At 63.6% G+C, this 14,968-nt stretch carries 12 protein-coding genes and 2 rRNA genes; 3 read left to right on the top strand and 11 right to left on the bottom strand.

The window, feature by feature from the left end:
• Window positions 1-135 precede the first annotated feature (135 nt).
• The 7 genes from MA09_RS07330 to MA09_RS07300 all read right to left on the bottom strand — a co-directional run bounded on the left by MA09_RS07330 (window position 136) and on the right by MA09_RS07300 (window position 10,805).
• Window positions 136-1,878 carry an IlvD/Edd family dehydratase gene (locus tag MA09_RS07330; RefSeq protein WP_036246633.1) on the bottom strand — a complete coding sequence of 581 codons (1,743 nt, stop codon included), beginning with the start codon at window positions 1,876-1,878 and terminating at the stop codon, window positions 136-138.
• Window positions 1,879-2,014: 136 nt separating this feature from the next.
• Window positions 2,015-2,902, bottom strand: a complete 888-nt coding sequence (locus MA09_RS07325; RefSeq protein ID WP_036246632.1) for an SMP-30/gluconolactonase/LRE family protein — start codon at window positions 2,900-2,902, stop codon at window positions 2,015-2,017.
• Complete coding sequence (locus MA09_RS07320) at window positions 2,899-3,996, bottom strand: aldose epimerase family protein (protein ID WP_036246630.1); 1,098 nt, start codon at window positions 3,994-3,996, stop codon at window positions 2,899-2,901. Before MA09_RS07320 ends, MA09_RS07325 begins: the two co-directional genes overlap by 4 nt.
• A 10-nt stretch (window positions 3,997-4,006) precedes the next feature.
• Window positions 4,007-4,957, bottom strand: coding sequence for a family 43 glycosylhydrolase (locus tag MA09_RS07315; RefSeq protein WP_036246628.1), 951 nt, complete (start codon window positions 4,955-4,957; stop codon window positions 4,007-4,009).
• Window positions 4,958-4,989: 32 nt separating this feature from the next.
• On the bottom strand, window positions 4,990-6,351 hold the full coding sequence (locus tag MA09_RS07310) for an MFS transporter (protein WP_036246627.1): 1,362 nt from the start codon (window positions 6,349-6,351) through the stop codon (window positions 4,990-4,992).
• Between the two features lie 93 nt (window positions 6,352-6,444).
• Window positions 6,445-9,342, bottom strand: a complete 2,898-nt coding sequence (locus MA09_RS07305; RefSeq protein ID WP_051933252.1) for a TonB-dependent receptor — start codon at window positions 9,340-9,342, stop codon at window positions 6,445-6,447.
• 158 nt (window positions 9,343-9,500) lie between these two features.
• A complete protein-coding gene (locus tag MA09_RS07300; RefSeq protein ID WP_051933251.1) occupies window positions 9,501-10,805 on the bottom strand; it encodes a glycoside hydrolase family 28 protein in 1,305 nt (434 codons plus the stop codon).
• Between the two features lie 186 nt (window positions 10,806-10,991).
• Between MA09_RS07300 and MA09_RS07295 the strand changes: the two genes are divergently transcribed.
• The gene (locus MA09_RS07295) at window positions 10,992-11,795 is read left to right on the top strand and encodes a ThuA domain-containing protein (protein WP_036246625.1); all 804 of its coding nucleotides are present in this window, start codon (window positions 10,992-10,994) and stop codon (window positions 11,793-11,795) included.
• 272 nt (window positions 11,796-12,067) lie between these two features.
• Window positions 12,068-12,589, top strand: coding sequence for a universal stress protein (locus tag MA09_RS07290; protein WP_161783203.1), 522 nt, complete (start codon window positions 12,068-12,070; stop codon window positions 12,587-12,589).
• A gap of 38 nt (window positions 12,590-12,627) precedes the next feature.
• Here MA09_RS07290 and MA09_RS07285 read toward each other — a convergent pair whose 3' ends face one another.
• Window positions 12,628-13,089, bottom strand: coding sequence for a universal stress protein (locus MA09_RS07285; RefSeq protein WP_036246619.1), 462 nt, complete (start codon window positions 13,087-13,089; stop codon window positions 12,628-12,630).
• A gap of 24 nt (window positions 13,090-13,113) precedes the next feature.
• Window positions 13,114-13,551, bottom strand: coding sequence for a universal stress protein (locus MA09_RS07280; protein ID WP_036246617.1), 438 nt, complete (start codon window positions 13,549-13,551; stop codon window positions 13,114-13,116).
• Window positions 13,552-13,781: 230 nt separating this feature from the next.
• Here MA09_RS07280 and MA09_RS07275 point away from each other — a divergent pair, with 230 nt between their 5' ends.
• On the top strand, window positions 13,782-14,096 hold the full coding sequence (locus tag MA09_RS07275) for a hypothetical protein (protein ID WP_152594584.1): 315 nt from the start codon (window positions 13,782-13,784) through the stop codon (window positions 14,094-14,096).
• A gap of 31 nt (window positions 14,097-14,127) precedes the next feature.
• On the opposite strand, the gene rrf is transcribed toward MA09_RS07275, so the two are convergent.
• Window positions 14,128-14,240, bottom strand: a 5S ribosomal RNA gene (gene rrf, locus MA09_RS07270).
• A gap of 137 nt (window positions 14,241-14,377) precedes the next feature.
• Window positions 14,378-14,968, bottom strand: a 23S ribosomal RNA gene (locus tag MA09_RS07265); the annotation flags it as partial.

Below are 14,968 nucleotides of genomic sequence, written 5' to 3'. Positions count from 1 at the left end.
CCCATTAGTGTTTGTTTGACGTTTCGGGGTTTAGCCGATGGTTGACCGCGTGGGCGGGAAACCCGCCCACCCTACAGATGCCACGTACCGTAGGGTGGGCAGGTCCCCTGCTAACGCGGCCAACGCACGCATGAATCAATGCGAATGCTTCGGCACGGCCGAACCGCGGCAACCGACGAGGAAGTCGAAATCACAACCTTCGTCCGCCTGCATCACGTGGTCCAGGTAGAGCCGCTGGTAGCCGCTGTGCTGCACAGGCTTGTTGTTCTCGGCACGATCGGCCAGGCGCTTGCGGATCTCTTCGTCCGACAGTTCGATGTTCAGGCCGCCGCCGGCGCAGTCCAACTGGATCCAGTCGCCGTCCTGCACGATGCCCAGCGGGCCGCCGGCCATCGCTTCCGGCGCCACGTGCAGCACCACGGTGCCGTAGGCGGTGCCGCTCATGCGCGCATCCGAGATGCGCACCATGTCGGTGATGCCCTGGGCCAGCAGCTTGGGCGGCAGGCCCATGTTGCCCACTTCGGCCATGCCCGGGTAGCCCTTGGGGCCGCAGTTCTTCATCACCAGGATCGAGTTGGCGTCCACGTCCAGGTCGGGATCGACGATGCGCTGCTTGTAGTGATCGAAATCCTCGAACACGACGGCGCGGCCGCGGTGCTGCATCAGGTGCGGCGAGGCTGCGGACGGCTTGAGCACGGCGCCGCGCGGCGCCAGGTTGCCGCGCAGGACACGGATGCCGCCGTCCTCGATCAGCGGCGTTTCCAGCTTGCGGATCACCTCGTCGTTGTAGATCGGTGCGTCCTGGCAGTTCTCCCACAGGGTCTTGCCGTTGACGGTGAGCGCGTCCTTGTGCCTCAAGAGACCGCCCTCGCCCAGGCGGCGGATCACGCCCGGCAGGCCGCCGGCATAGTAGAACTCCTCCATCAGGTATTTACCCGACGGGAGCAGGTCGACGATGGTCGGGGTACCCTTGCCGATGGCGGTCCAGTCTTCCAGCTCGAGCGGCACGCCGACGCGGCCGGCGATCGCCTTCAGGTGGATCACGGCGTTGGTCGAACCGCCGATGGCCGCATTCACGCGGATGGCGTTTTCGAAATTCTCGCGCTTGAGGATTTTCGACAGGCGCAGGTCTTCGTGCACCATCTCGACGATGCGGATGCCCGACATGTGGGCCAGCACGTAGCGGCGCGCGTCGACGGCGGGAATCGCGGCATTGTGCGGCAGCGAAGTGCCGAGCGACTCGGCGATGCAGGCCATGGTCGATGCCGTGCCCATGGTGTTGCAGGTACCGGCCGAGCGCGAGTGGCCGGCTTCGGCGGACAGGAAATCGTGCATGGTGATTCTCCCGGCCTTGGCCTCTTCGTGCAGTTGCCAGACGGCGGTGCCGGAACCGATGTCCTTGCCGTTCAGCTTACCGTTGAGCATGGGGCCGCCGGTGACGACGATGGTCGGCAGGTCGACGCTGGCGGCGCCCATCAGGAGTGCCGGGGTGGTCTTGTCGCAGCCCACCAGCAGGACCACGGCGTCCATCGGGTTGCCGCGGATGGATTCTTCGACGTCCATGCTGGCCAGGTTACGGGTCAGCATGGCGGTCGGGCGCAGGTTCGATTCGCCGTTCGAGAACACCGGGAACTCGACCGGGAAGCCGCCGGCCTCCAGGATGCCGCGCTTGACGTGTTCGGCCAGCTTGCGGAAGTGGGCGTTGCAGGGGGTGAGTTCGGACCAGGTATTGCAGATGCCGATGATCGGCTTGCCCTGGAATTCATGGTCGGGAATGCCCTGGTTCTTCATCCAGCTCCGGTACATGAAGCCGTTCTTGTCCTGGGTCCCGAACCACGCCGCCGAACGCAGCGTGGTCTTTTTCTTCGTCTCGGACATGCCTTCCTCCTCGTTATTTCCGCCACGGGAGGCTGCTCGCCCCCTCTCATGTCGTATTGTTCAGCAATGAGGAAAGTCTAAAATGGGGCCAGATAACTTTCCAATCAAATATTTCGCAATATTGATACCGAATTCGTTATCTGAGCGATCCGAGAAACCGCGATTCGGGCAAGCCGCGCACCGCGAGCTGCCGGCTGAATATCGCGCCAGACAAGGGCGCGGCAGACCGCTCGTCATCGCCCATGCCGAGCCAGGCGCTAGTGACATACAGCGTGGACAGGTCGGGCCCACCGAAGGCGGGGCAGCTCGGTTGTGGCGCTGGGAGCGCCAGCACCCGGTCGAGTCGGCCATCGGGTGCGAAGCGCATGACCTGCCCCGCTCCCCAGCGCGTGGTCCACAGGAAGCCGTCGGCATCAATGCAGGAGCCGTCGGGCTCGCCAGGGGCCGCCTCGGCGCGGACAAAGACGCGGGAGTCGCCGATCGCGCCGCTGTCCGGGTCATAGTCGCAGCAGCGGATCTCGCGCGTCACCGAATCCGCGTAGTACATACGTTGCCCATCCGGGCTGAAGCAGATGCTGTTGGCAATGGCGGCATTCCCGAGCGGCAGGCGCTCGAGCGTCAAATCCGTGTTCAGGCGATAGAAGCCGCCTAGCGCGCGCTTCGGGCTGTCTTCCTGGTTGAACATCCCGAACACGAAGCGTCCCTGGCGGTCGCAGCGGCCGTCGTTCAGGCGCGTGGCCGGGATGGCGGCTTCGACCTCGGCAATGCGATCCACTTCGCCGGTGGAGAAGCGGAAGAAGGCCAGGCCTGAGGCCAGCCCCAGCAGCAGGCAATCGTCGCTGTTCGTCAGCGCGAACGAACACAGGCGCTCCGGCATCCGCCAGCGGAAGCTCCGTCCACTGGACGGCGAATACGACCACAAGGTCGCGGCCGGGATGTCGGTCCACAGCAGGCGTCCGGTGCGTTCGCACCACAGCACGCATTCGCCCAGTTCGTGGCGCTCGTCGAGGAAGGGCTCCATCATGCGTTCGTCCCTCCACCCTGCACCGAAAAGCGGAAGCGCGATTCGGTCTGGTAGACCTGGCCCGGGCGCAGGATCACATTCGGGAAGCGCGGCCGGTTCGGCGAATCCGGGAAATGCTGCGGTTCCAGGCAAAAGCCGCTGCGGTGTCCATAGCTGCGGCCCTTGCCGCCCAGCGACCCGTCCAGGAAGTTCCCGCTGTAGAACTGCACGCCGGGCTCCTCGGTAAACAGCTCGAGCACCCTTCCCGAGCTCGGCTCGAGCACGTGGGCGGCGCGCGTCATCTCCCTGCCGTTCGGCTTGTTGAGCACGAAGTTGTGGTCGTAGCCCTGGCCGTGGCGCAACTGCTTGTCCGGCTGGCCGACGCGCTCGCCGATCGGGCGCGGCGTGCGGAAGTCGAACGGCGTCCCGGTCACCGGCGACAGCGTCCCCAGCGGAATCGATGCCGCATCGATACCCACGAAAGTGTCGGCATCGATGGTGAGCAGGTGGTCGAGGATGTCACTACCGCTCTCGCCACCCGCGGCCAGGTTGAAGTAGCTGTGCTGGGTGAGGTTGACCGGCGTGGGCTTGTCGGCGACGGCTTCGAAACGCACGATCAGCTCGTTGTCGTCGTTGAGCTGGTAGCTCACGGTGACGTCGAGGTTGCCGGGGTAGCCCTGCTCGCCATCGACACTGCGGTAGGCCAGGCGCAGGATGTCGCCCTCCACGCCGGCCTGCCACTTCACCTTGTGGAAGCCCCCCGGCCCGCCATGCAGGTGATTCGCACCGTTGTTTGCCGGCAGGACGACTTCGCGGCCGTCCAGCGTGAAGCGCCCGTTCGCGATCCGGTTGGCGTAGCGGCCGATCAGGGCGCCGAAATACGGATTGTCGCCCTCGTAGCCGTCGAGCGAGTCGAAGCCCAGCACCACGTCGGCGAAGCGGCCGTCGCGGTCGGGCGCGTGCAGCTCGGTGATGATGCCGCCGAAATCGATGATCTTCGCCACCAGGCCGTTCGCGTTGGCCAGCGTAAACTGGGTGATGGCTTGGCCGTCCGCCAGCCGGCCGTAGGGCGCCTGTGTGACGCCGCGCGTGTTCAGGTCTCTCACCTTGTCCATCCTCTGCGGCTCAGTTCGTGGATGGGCGGCCGAACACCGGCATGCCGTCTTCCCCCCAGCGCAGGGTTTTCACGAAGGTATGGCGATCCGGATTCCAGAGCGGATCGCCCACGATCTCGGTATAGGTACGGGCGTGGTAGACCAGCATCACGGTATCGTTGTCTTCCGCATAGGTGAAGCTGTTGTGGCCCGGACCGTAGATGCCGTGCTCGTAGCAGGTGCGCAGCACCGGCTCGGGCGACTTGGTCCAGGATGCCGGGTCGAGCAGGTCGGCGTCCTCGTCCGCCCACAGCAGGCCCATCGCGTAGTTTTCGTCGGTGGCGCTGGCCGAGTAGCTGATGAAGATCCTGCCGTTGCGGCGCACTACCGACGGGCCTTCGTTGACCCAGAAGCCGCGCGTCTCCCACTCGAACTCCGGCTTGCTCAGCATGATGGGCTTGCCCTCGATCTGCCACGGGGTCTTCATCGGGGCGATGTAGAGGTTCGAGTTGCCCTCGATCTGATGGTCTTTCTGCGCCCACAGGTAGTACAGCTGGCCCTTGTGGGTGAAGGTCGTGGCATCCAGGCAGAAGCTGTCGATGCCGGTGTCGACCTGGCCCATGAACTCCCACTCGCCCTCGAGCGGGTTCGCATTCCGGTTGCGAATCGCGTACATGCGGTGCTGGAACAGCTTGTGCTTGATCTCGCGGCTCGGCGCGGCGGCGAAATAGATGTACCAGGCACCCTGGTTGAAGTGGATCTCCGGGGCCCACACCAGCTCGCAGTATGGACCGGTGTCGGGCTTGGTCCAGACGTCCACGGTCTCGGCCTGCGCCAGGCCCCCGATGCTGGTGGCGCGGCGCAGTTCGATGCGGTCGTACTGGGGCACCGAGGCGGTGAAGTAATAGTAGCCGTCGGCATGCTTGTAGATGTAAGGATCGGCGCGCTGCTCGATCAGGGGCTTGAGGACGGTTTCCTGCATTGCTGCTTCTCGTTGGTTCATCTTGTTCTCCGTTAGCCGGCGACGTAGCCGCGGGTAGCCATGTCGGCCTTGACGCTGTCGTAATACCTGTCGCTGATGCGGTACTTGAACATCAGCACGCCCATCAGGAAGTGGAAGAAACCCGGGATCACCGACAGCATCAGGGCGATGCCCTGCAGCGCCAGTGCCGACTGCTCCTGGTTGGGCTGGTAATGGAAATAGTCCAGCAGGATGCCGACCATGCCGCCCGCGATCGCCATGCCGGCTTTCTGGCACACCGAGATCCCGCCGAAGGCGAATCCCGAGACCCGCTTGCCGGTTTTGACCTGGCCATAGTCGATGGTCTCGGCGATGGCCGACCAGAACACCGGCGCGTGCAGGTCCACTACCAGCGACAGGATGAAATACAGGACGAAGGCCAGCACCATGTCGCCCGGCTGTACCAGGAAATAGATCATCAGGCTGATGAGGGCCACCGCGATCTGCGAGTTGCGGAACAGCTTGACCTTGCAGTAGAACTTGGTGGTCCAGGTGGACACCACCATCGCCAGGATCGCCGCCGCCACCCCGGTGGACAGGAAGGCCGAGACGGTGGCGGTGTCGCCGCCCAGGTAGTACTTGGCGTAGTAGATCGCCACCGATCCGCGGATCACGTAGCCGATCGTGCCGGTCACGCACACCGCGCACAGGATCAGCCACTGGTCGTTCTTCATCAAGACGCGCACCTGGTCCATCAGCGGCTGCTTCTCGACCTTGTGGATGACGCGCTCGGTGGTGGTGAAGAAGCACAGCAGGAACAGCAGCACGCCCATGGCGGCCATCACCGCCATTGCGGCCTGGTAGCCGCTTGCCGGGTTGCCGGCATCCCACCAGCCGGCGAGCAGCGGGACGATGATGGTCACCATGAAGGCGCCGATCTTGGCGAAGAACAGGCGGTAGCCGTTGGCGGACAGGCGCTCCTGTGGGTCGGAGGTCAAGCCGCTGATCAGGGAGATGTACGGGATGCCCACGCCCGCCGTCATCAGGGTCATCAGGATGTAGGTCGAATAGGCCCAGATCAGCTTGGCATCATAGGTCCAGTCGGGCGTGGTGAAGACCAGGAACACGCTCAGGCCGTAGGGCACGGCGAGCAGCAGCAGCCAGGGCCGGTAGCGTCCCCAGCGGGTGAGGACGCTGTCGGTCACCTGTCCCATCGCCAGGTCGGCCACGGCGCCGACCACCTTCACGGCCACGAACAGGGCCGCCAGGTCGGCGGTATGGATGCCGTAGATGTCGGTATAGAAGAAGGTGATGATCAGCATCATCGACGAGATCACCACGTTGAGCGCCATGTCGCCGGCGCCGAAACCCGCTTTTTCGAGGGTGGAGAGTTTTTGTGTGCTGTGTGTGTGCATAGTGCCTTCCCATCAGAACGACCCGGGGGCACTGCCGGATACGACCGTGCAGTGCCCCTGTCTGGCTAGCGGAATAGTCTTGGGCGTCGGGAATTACATCTTCCAGCGCAAGGCGACCGAGGCCGAACGTCCGACCTGGACCGTACCGAAATTGGTCAGCTCTCGATTACCCGCATTGCCGAAGTGGTAGTACTGCCGCTGCATTTCGTTCGTCAGGTTGATTGCTGCGATATCGACCGACATCCTGTCGTTGATCTTGTAAGAGATTTGCATGTCCACACTCTTTTCCGGATGACGCCAGATACCGATCGGATTTGCGAACAAGGCGGCCTCGTTGGCGGCCAGGAAGCCGGAGCGCCAGACATAGGACAAGCGCGCGCTCACCGGGCCCTTTTCGTAAGCCAGGGTGGCGTTGTAGGAGCGGTCGGACACCCCGAAGAACGGTGTCTCCAGCTGCGCGATGATCTCGCCGGCGCTATTGGCCTCGGGAACGTTCTGCGACGAGCTGAGTCGGGTATAACTGCCCTGCAAGCCCAGACCTTCCAGCGGGCCCGGCAGCCACTTCGGGAAGTAGATCAAGCCGAGCTCGATGCCTTTGATCGTGCCGTCGGAAGCGTTGACCGGCGAGTTGATCACGTAGTCATAACCGTTCGTATGGTCGCCGCCCGAGGTCGAGTTGCGGAAGGGGTCGTCCGCCGGATCGACGTGAATCCTGCGACGCAGGGGCACGACCAGGCCATCGATCTTGCGCTTGAACACAGTGCCGTAGACTGCGCTGTCCTTCTGGAAATACCACTCACCCGTCAGATCGAAGTTCGTCGAGAGCGTCGGTTGCAGGTCCGGATTGCCGCCCGTGCCCGAGCCGTAACCCACCCGCGAAATGTCGTCGGCAAGTTGCAGGACAGGATTCAGATCGCCGAAGTTCGGGCGGCGCAGGGTTTTGCCAAAGTTGAAGCGCGCTACGACGTCCTTGGTCGCGTCGTAAGCCAGGGTCAGGCTGGGCAGCATCTTGCTGGCCGACTTGCCGGCGCCGGACGCCGTGACCGCCCTGGTGCTGGCATCGACCTGATAGAAGCGCATGTCGGTATCGACCTTGGTGTAGCGCACGCCGACATTGGCGCGCAGGCGATTGCCGAACAGCTCGCTCTGGAAATTCCCCATCAGGTAGAGATTGCTCGTCTTTTCCTCGACCTCGAAGGTCTTCTGCAGGCTCAGTTTGTCCGTGGTGAGGAAGTTGCTATTGGCCGAGTTATAGAGCTTGCGCCAGTCGTCGAGATGGTCGCGGATATAGTAGGCATTGGGTACCACCCATGAGCGCGGAACGTCCGAGATGTCCGTGCCAAAATTCGCGTTGGTAATGGAATAATTCGGCCCCAGCGAGGCCAGGTTGCGGCCCAGGGCGGCCGATTGCGTCCGGTTGGCCTCCGAGGCCTTGCGTACGTCGTGGCGCAGGCCGAACTGGAGCGTCTGCAGCGCACCCCAGCCGGCATCGAAGACGCCCGACAGGGTGGCCGTCGCGGCGCTGCCCTTGTTGCGGTTGGCGTTATCGTAGAACTCCGCCACGTTCCACTTGCTCGGGTCGGCCAGGTCGGCATTGTTATTGAAACGGAAGGCCGTATCGCCGCCCGCATTGAAGTCGACGTCGATGCCAGGTGCCACGCGATCGATCCGGGTGGCCGTGAATTGCGTGTCGAACTCGCTCGTCTGGTACGACAGATCGCCGTCCAGCTTGAGGCGCTCGCCGATATCCCACTTGCCGTTCAGCGCATACACGAAGGAATCGGTTTTCGACGTGGTGTAGTCGCCGCTGTTGAAGGCATAGACGTTATTGACCTTGCGGGTCTTGATGACGTTCGTTCCCGGGAAGGTCGTGATCGTCCCGGCAGGGTTACTGCCGAGATCGCCCCACCAGTCGGCAAAGCTGAACAGCAGCTGGTTGAAGGCCTTGTCGCGATAACCGCTGTACATCGATTCGAAGGTATACACCGCATCGCTGTTCGGCTTCCACTGCAAGGCGAGATTGGCGGCGGGACGCTTGCGTTCGCCCTGGACGTCGCTCTGGAAAACGGCGTCGCGCGCCAGGTAATAAGGATGCGCCTTGCCGTTGAAGTTCAGCGTCGAACCCGCCGCCATCGGCAAGCCGCTACGGGTACCGGGCGTCCAGATATTGTTGTCGAAGATGCGCTGCAAAGGCGTGTAACCTGCCGGCACTTCGGCGGCATTAGGGCTGGTGAACGGCACCATGGCGCCCGGCGTCACGCTTTCATTGCGGTATCGCGTCTGGGTGGCCGCCAGGTTGACCAGGGCGCCGACTTCGCCGATCCCGGTTTCCCAGCGGTTGCTGAACATGGCGCTGAGCTGCGGATTCCACTTTTTCGCAGGATCCAGATAGGTCTCGCGCGCCGAAATCGACACTTGCGGCCCCTTGAAATCGAACGGTCGCAGCGACTTGACGTCAACCTGGCCTGCAATGCCGGTTTCCAGTTGGCTGGCGTCGCGCGTCTTGTAAACGTCGATCTGGCGAACCAGGGTCGAAGGAATGTCCTGGAGCGCGACCTGCGTGCCCGACGCGGTAAAGATATTGCGGCCGTTCCAGGTGGTCTGGACGTCGGGCAGACCACGGATGGACAAGGTGCCGACTTCGCCGCCGGCGCGGTTGGTGACCTGGATCCCCGTCACGCGCTGCAGCGCTTCGACGACATTGTTATCGGGCAGCTTGCCGATGTCTTCGGCAACGACCGATTCCACGACCTGGTCGCTGATGCGCTTGATCGCCAGGCTCTTGATGAGCGATGCCTTGACGCCCGTGACGACCACGGTCTGGGTATCACCCGGCGCCGTCGTTTCGGCGGCCGCGGCGGGAGAGAATTCCTGGGCGCCGACTGTGGCGCTGCTGATCAGCCCTGCTCCGGCGAGTGCGGCCACCGTTGTGCGGAGTGCGAAGGCGTGATGGGTACTGGCCGCGGCGCGGCCGAATGATGTGCGTTTCATACGTCTCCTGTGTCGTCGTTATTGCCGCTGTGCCGCGGCTTTGCTGTTATTACATGCTCGACAGGGATGGTAGGCGTACGGGTGAGATCATTCCAATCAATTTTTTGGCTATTCCGATACCAAATTATGTATCGGCCTTGGGACCTTGTATCGGCGCGCTATACCTGTACCGGCTTGCCGTTGACGACGACGTTCTCCAGCCGGAGATTGGCGACGTCCGCCGTGTCGAGCTTCTCCCGGTCCAGCTGCACGTCGAAGTCCTTCAGCAGGACGTCGCTGATCGTGGTCTGGCCGGGATTCGGCTTGATGGTGCCGAAGGCGTTGAGCCGTCCCCGGATGCCGACCAGGCTGATGTTGCGCACGATCGACTTCGGCGGCGGCGCGCCCTTCAGGTCGAAGTACTGGGTCCAGGGCTGGATCGTCACGATCTGTCCGCCGGAAGAATCGACCGTGATGTTCCGGAAGTGGATGTTCTCGTAGTGCTGCGGCGTGTCCGGCCGCAGCTTGAAGACGGCCAGGCTGTCCACCTTGCCCGTCACCCTGCAGTCCTCGATGAGCACGTCGCGCACCAGGGTCGCTTCGCTGCCGAGGGCCAGCATGTGGTGGCCGCGCCGGAATTCGCAGTTGCGCACCCGCACGTCCACCACGGGTGGACTGTCCTTGTCCTCCATCGCGAACGGCCCCTTCGAACCCTTGGCCGCGATGCAGTCGTCCGTCACCGAGAAATAGCAGCCCTCGACCAGCACGTGCTGGCAGCTGTCCAGGTCGATGCCGTCGGAGCTTGGCGCCTGGTGATAGTCCTCGGGCACCTGGAAGCGCGCATTGCGCACCGTGACCTGCTGGCAGCGGTACAGGTGCAGGTTCCAGAACTGCGAGTCCTTGAAGGTGACGCCCTCGATCGTGACGTTGCGCGAGCGCTCGATCAAGGCGAGCCGGGCGCGCGGGATGCCGATGTTCTTGAAATTGTGCGGATCCGGTGCCGCATTGCGCAGCTTCCAGAACAGGTCCCAGATCGGCCGGCCGGCGCCATCGAGGGTGCCGGCGCCGCTGATCTTCAAGCCGTCGCAGCCGTTCGCATTGATCAGCGCCGGGTTGAAGTTCTCGGCGAAATGTCCTTCGATGCGGGTGCGGCCCGCCGGGAAGTGCTTCAGGTCCGTCGAGCAGCGCAGGACCGCGCCCTGCTCCAGGTGCAGGTTGACCTTCGGTTTCAGGAACAGCGCGCCGCTGACGAACACGCCGCCAGGGACGACCACGGTGCCGCCGCCCTGTGCGGCCGCGTGATCGATGGTCTTCTGGATGGCCGCGGTATTGACCGTGGTGCCGTCGGCGCGGGCGCCGAAATCGGTGATGGAGAAGCGCTTGGATTGCGCGGCCGATGCCGGCAGCTGGACTCCCCAGAGGGGGGCGGCCAGCATCGACAGCGTGATGGCGCGGCGGCGTTGTGAACGGTCTGGGTCTGGCATGCGTGTTCCTTGAGCTAGTGTTGGCTGATGGTCGGGCGGCTTTGCACATATATAGACGAAGAACCGCCGCTCATCCCTGGGGCAGGCAAGGATAATCACAATCTTGATTGCTTTCAGCGCCCGGCGCACGCGTTGCCGCGACCCGATACCATGGAGTAGCTCATCCATCCGAAGAAAAAGGACGTCATGCTGAAACTCATCGCTGGAGCGGCCACGCTCGCCGTTTCGGCCCTGCCCCCGGCGCATGCCGAACCCGGCCAGGCCATCAGGGTACTGGTGGTCAGCGGCGGCTGCTGCCACGACTATCCGCGCCAGCGGGAACTGCTCGAACGGGCCCTGAAGGAGCGGATGCCCGCAGAAGTCAACCACGTCTACTACGACCCCAAGCCGGGGGAAAAGGCGACGCGCCCGGCACTGCCGATCTACGCCAACCCGCACTACGCGGACGGCTATGACGTGGTGATCCATCACGAGTGCGCAGCAGACGAGGACAGCGCCGAGGCGCTCGACGCGGTGCTGGCGCCGCATCGCAAGGGCATCCCCGCCGTGAACCTGCACTGTGCGATGCACTCGTATCGCTCCGGCGCCTGGAAGCAGCCGGTAAAGGCAGGCGACGCGAACGCGCGCTGGTTCGAGTTCACCGGCATCCGGTCCACCGGCCATGGGCCGCAGTCGCCGATCCGGTTGTCCGGCGCCGGCAACGGCCACCCGATCGCCGACGGCTTCGTCTCGTATTCGACTGGCCGCGACGAGCTGTACAACAACCTGACAAGCTTCGACGTGACGCCGGTGTTGACCGGCGTGCAGCCGGAATCCGCCGTCGAAGCGGAGCGCGCCAAGGTGTACACCGTGGCGTGGACCCACACCTACGGCCCGAAACGCGCGCGCGTGTTCAGCACGACGCTGGCCCACAACGCGGCCGTGATGGCAGACCCGCGCTATCTCGACCTGGTCGCGCGGGGCGTGCTGTGGGCGGTCGGGAGACTCTGATCACGAGACTGCGCCCGAACCAGGCTGACGTCGTCCAGCATCAGCCTCTGGCCGCCCCTGCCTTCCAGCAACCCGGGTCGAGGACGTAATGGATGCCCTTGCGGAGCGGCCAGCTACCCGTGGCGGCGTCCAGGCTGGATTCGCTGAGCGACGCCTCGGCAGCAGGCAAGGCCATGAAGAATCACGCCCTGCGCGGAAGCGCCGGGAAGGAAGGAGCGTCCCGCAAGTTTGAGGGGTATCAAGATGCTCGCAGTGGGAAACCCGAATCCTGTGTGCACACCAACACAGGGCCGACCACCATGTTTCTCGAGCGCGTCTGCATTGCCACCGACGGTTCCGACCTCGCCGTGCGCGCCGCCGAGATGGCGGTCCTGCTGGCTCGCGCAGGTGCCGGGCGCGTGGTCGCGGCCTCGGTCGCGCAACCGCAGTTCTGCATGCCCGCGCAGTGCGACGCCGCACCCTCCCCGCAAGCGGCACAGGCAGAATTCGAGCGCGCGCTGTGCGCCGCGCACACCCATGCCGATACCGTGCGGCGCATCGCACAGGCAAGCGGGGTCAGCTGCGACACCGCGATACCGCTGGCCTCCATCCCGGGCCCGGAGATCATCCGGGTGGCGGAAGCCCATGGTTGTGATCTCATCGTGATGGGCGCGCACGGCCCGAACGACGCCAACCGCCTGTTCACGGGCAGCGTCGCGCAGTACGTGCTGGCCAATTCGCACATCCCCGTGCTGCTGCTGCGCGATCCGCGCGAAGCCGCGCGCCCCGACTACACCGAAGACGTGGCCGCCTGAAGCGTTTCGGGGTTCTCCTGTTACGCGTGGCGGTCTGCTTACCGGGCACCCTGCGCGGCCGGCCGCAGCACCATGACCGGCACAGGCGCGCTTGCAAGCACGGCCTGGGTGACGCTCCCGGCCAGCAGCCGGCTCAGGCCGCGTCGTCCGTGCGAGCCCATTACGATCAGGTCGCACTGCTGCTCGCGCACGGTGTCCACGATCGCCTCGGCGGGGTCGAGTGCGCTGCACGTGATGGGCGTGCAGCGCACGCCGGCATTCTTGCAGCGCGCGGCGATTGCGTCGACGTAGTGCTGGGCGTGTTCCAGCAAGACGTCCACCTGCAGGCCCGGATCGTAGGGCATGGCGCCTTCGAGCGACTGGAAAGCAGGCGCGGGCACAGCGACGGACAGCGCGACGATCTCGCTGCCGGCGGGCCCCTGCGCAAAGTCGATGGCGGCAGCAACCGCTGCTTCGGAAAGCGGGGACCCGTCGGTCGGGACCAGGATACGTCGGTACATGGCAGAATTCCTCCCTCGCCGGCCCTAGCGGTGCACCACAACCGGGATGGCGCTGTGGACGAGCACCTTCTGGGTTTCGCTGCCCAGCAGCAGTCCCTTGATCCCGCGCTGGCCGTGCGAGGCCATCACGATCAGGTCGCACATGTGCTGGCGCGCCGTGTCGATGATCGCCTCGTAGGGCTCGTCGGACACGACCTGCACCCCGGTGCAGGAAACCCCGGCGTCGCGCGCGACCGCCATCACCTCGTCCAGCAGGCGCTGGGCGCGCGCCCTGCTCGCTTCGGCATACTGTTCCGGGGTCTGCTCCAGCATCTCGCTGTCGGCAGTGAGGGTGTGGAATACGCGCGTGGCCGTCATCGCGACCACGTCGGCGCCGATGCTCCTGGCAAAATCGACGCCGTACTGGATGGCACGCCGGGAGGCGTCCGATCCGTCGGTGGGCAACAGGATGCGCTTGTACATGGCAACCTCCACAAGGTAGTGATCAAGCGGTTCGATGCTTCCCCGTTGAGAGGAACAGGCCTAGTCTGTTCTCGCGAGTGCCGAAAATCTTTGACCCGCATCAAAAGCGGCGCCGTCGCGCACGATCCTTTCGCGGTCCGGTCCGGTCGCCCTCCGCACGCGGCTAGGGTAGTAGCAACACAGCCAATTGAACCGCCATAACAGCCCGGCCATGTGCAGTGGCTAAGCTGATGAAATTGTACGGCGGTCCGCCCGGCAGCCGGCCCGACACGGGGGGACATACGATCTCGGGAAACGTACTGGACACCATTACCAGCAACCTGTTCGCCGGCACAACCGGCGGCGGGATCCATCTGGACGCGAGCTCGTCCGACGTCGTCGCGCGCAACAACATCTATCGGGGAACGCCCTTCGCGCTGACCGGGGCCGCAGCGGACGAAGCACAGGTGCAGCCCCACCAGCCTGGCGGGAGCAGCCAAGTGCAGGAGGCCCAGCGGCAGACACGGACTGGCGTGATGCATACGGACGCAAAAAAGCCCGCTTGAGATCACTCAAGCGGGCTTTCGCTTATAACTAGCCTGACGATAACCTACTTTCACACTGGTTGCAGCACTATCATCGGCGCAAAGTCGTTTCACGGTCCTGTTCGGGATGGGAAGGGGTGGGACCGACTTGCTATGGTCATCAGGCTTTGACTTGTATGAGCTTTTACCGATCGGTAAAAAACTCACAATCCGGGAAGAAGTATCGTTTTTTTATTCTTGGGGTAGCAGTATCAACAAACTGCAGCTGTATTCCTGACTTGTCTATAGCCTACCAAGGTTATAGGGACAAGCCGTACGGGCAATTAGTACTGGTTAGCTTAATGCATTACTGCACTTCCACACCCAGCCTATCAACGTCCTGGTCTCGAACGACCCTTCAAGGAGCTCAAGGCTCCGGGAAATCTCATCTCAAGGCAAGTTTCCCGCTTAGATGCTTTCAGCGGTTATCTCTTCCGAACTTAGCTACCCGGCAATGCCACTGGCGTGACAACCGGTACACCAGAGGTTCGTCCACTCCGGTCCTCTCGTACTAGGAGCAGCCCCCTTCAAATTTCCAACGCCCACGGCAGATAGGGACCAAACTGTCTCACGACGTTTTAAACCCAGCTCACGTACCACTTTAAATGGCGAACAGCCATACCCTTGGGACCGGCTACAGCCCCAGGATGTGATGAGCCGACATCGAGGTGCCAAACTCCCCCGTCGATATGAACTCTTGGGAGGAATCAGCCTGTTATCCCCAGAGTACCTTTTATCCGTTGAGCGATGGCCCTTCCATACAGAACCACCGGATCACTATGTCCTACTTTCGTACCTGCTCGACTTGTCGGTCTCGCAGTTAAGCACGCTTATGCCATTGCACTATTAGCACG

This window comes from Massilia sp. BSC265 (assembly GCF_000740675.1).
Classification (GTDB): Bacteria; Pseudomonadota; Gammaproteobacteria; order Burkholderiales; family Burkholderiaceae_D; genus Telluria.
This window is presented reverse-complemented; position numbering and strand designations above follow the sequence as displayed.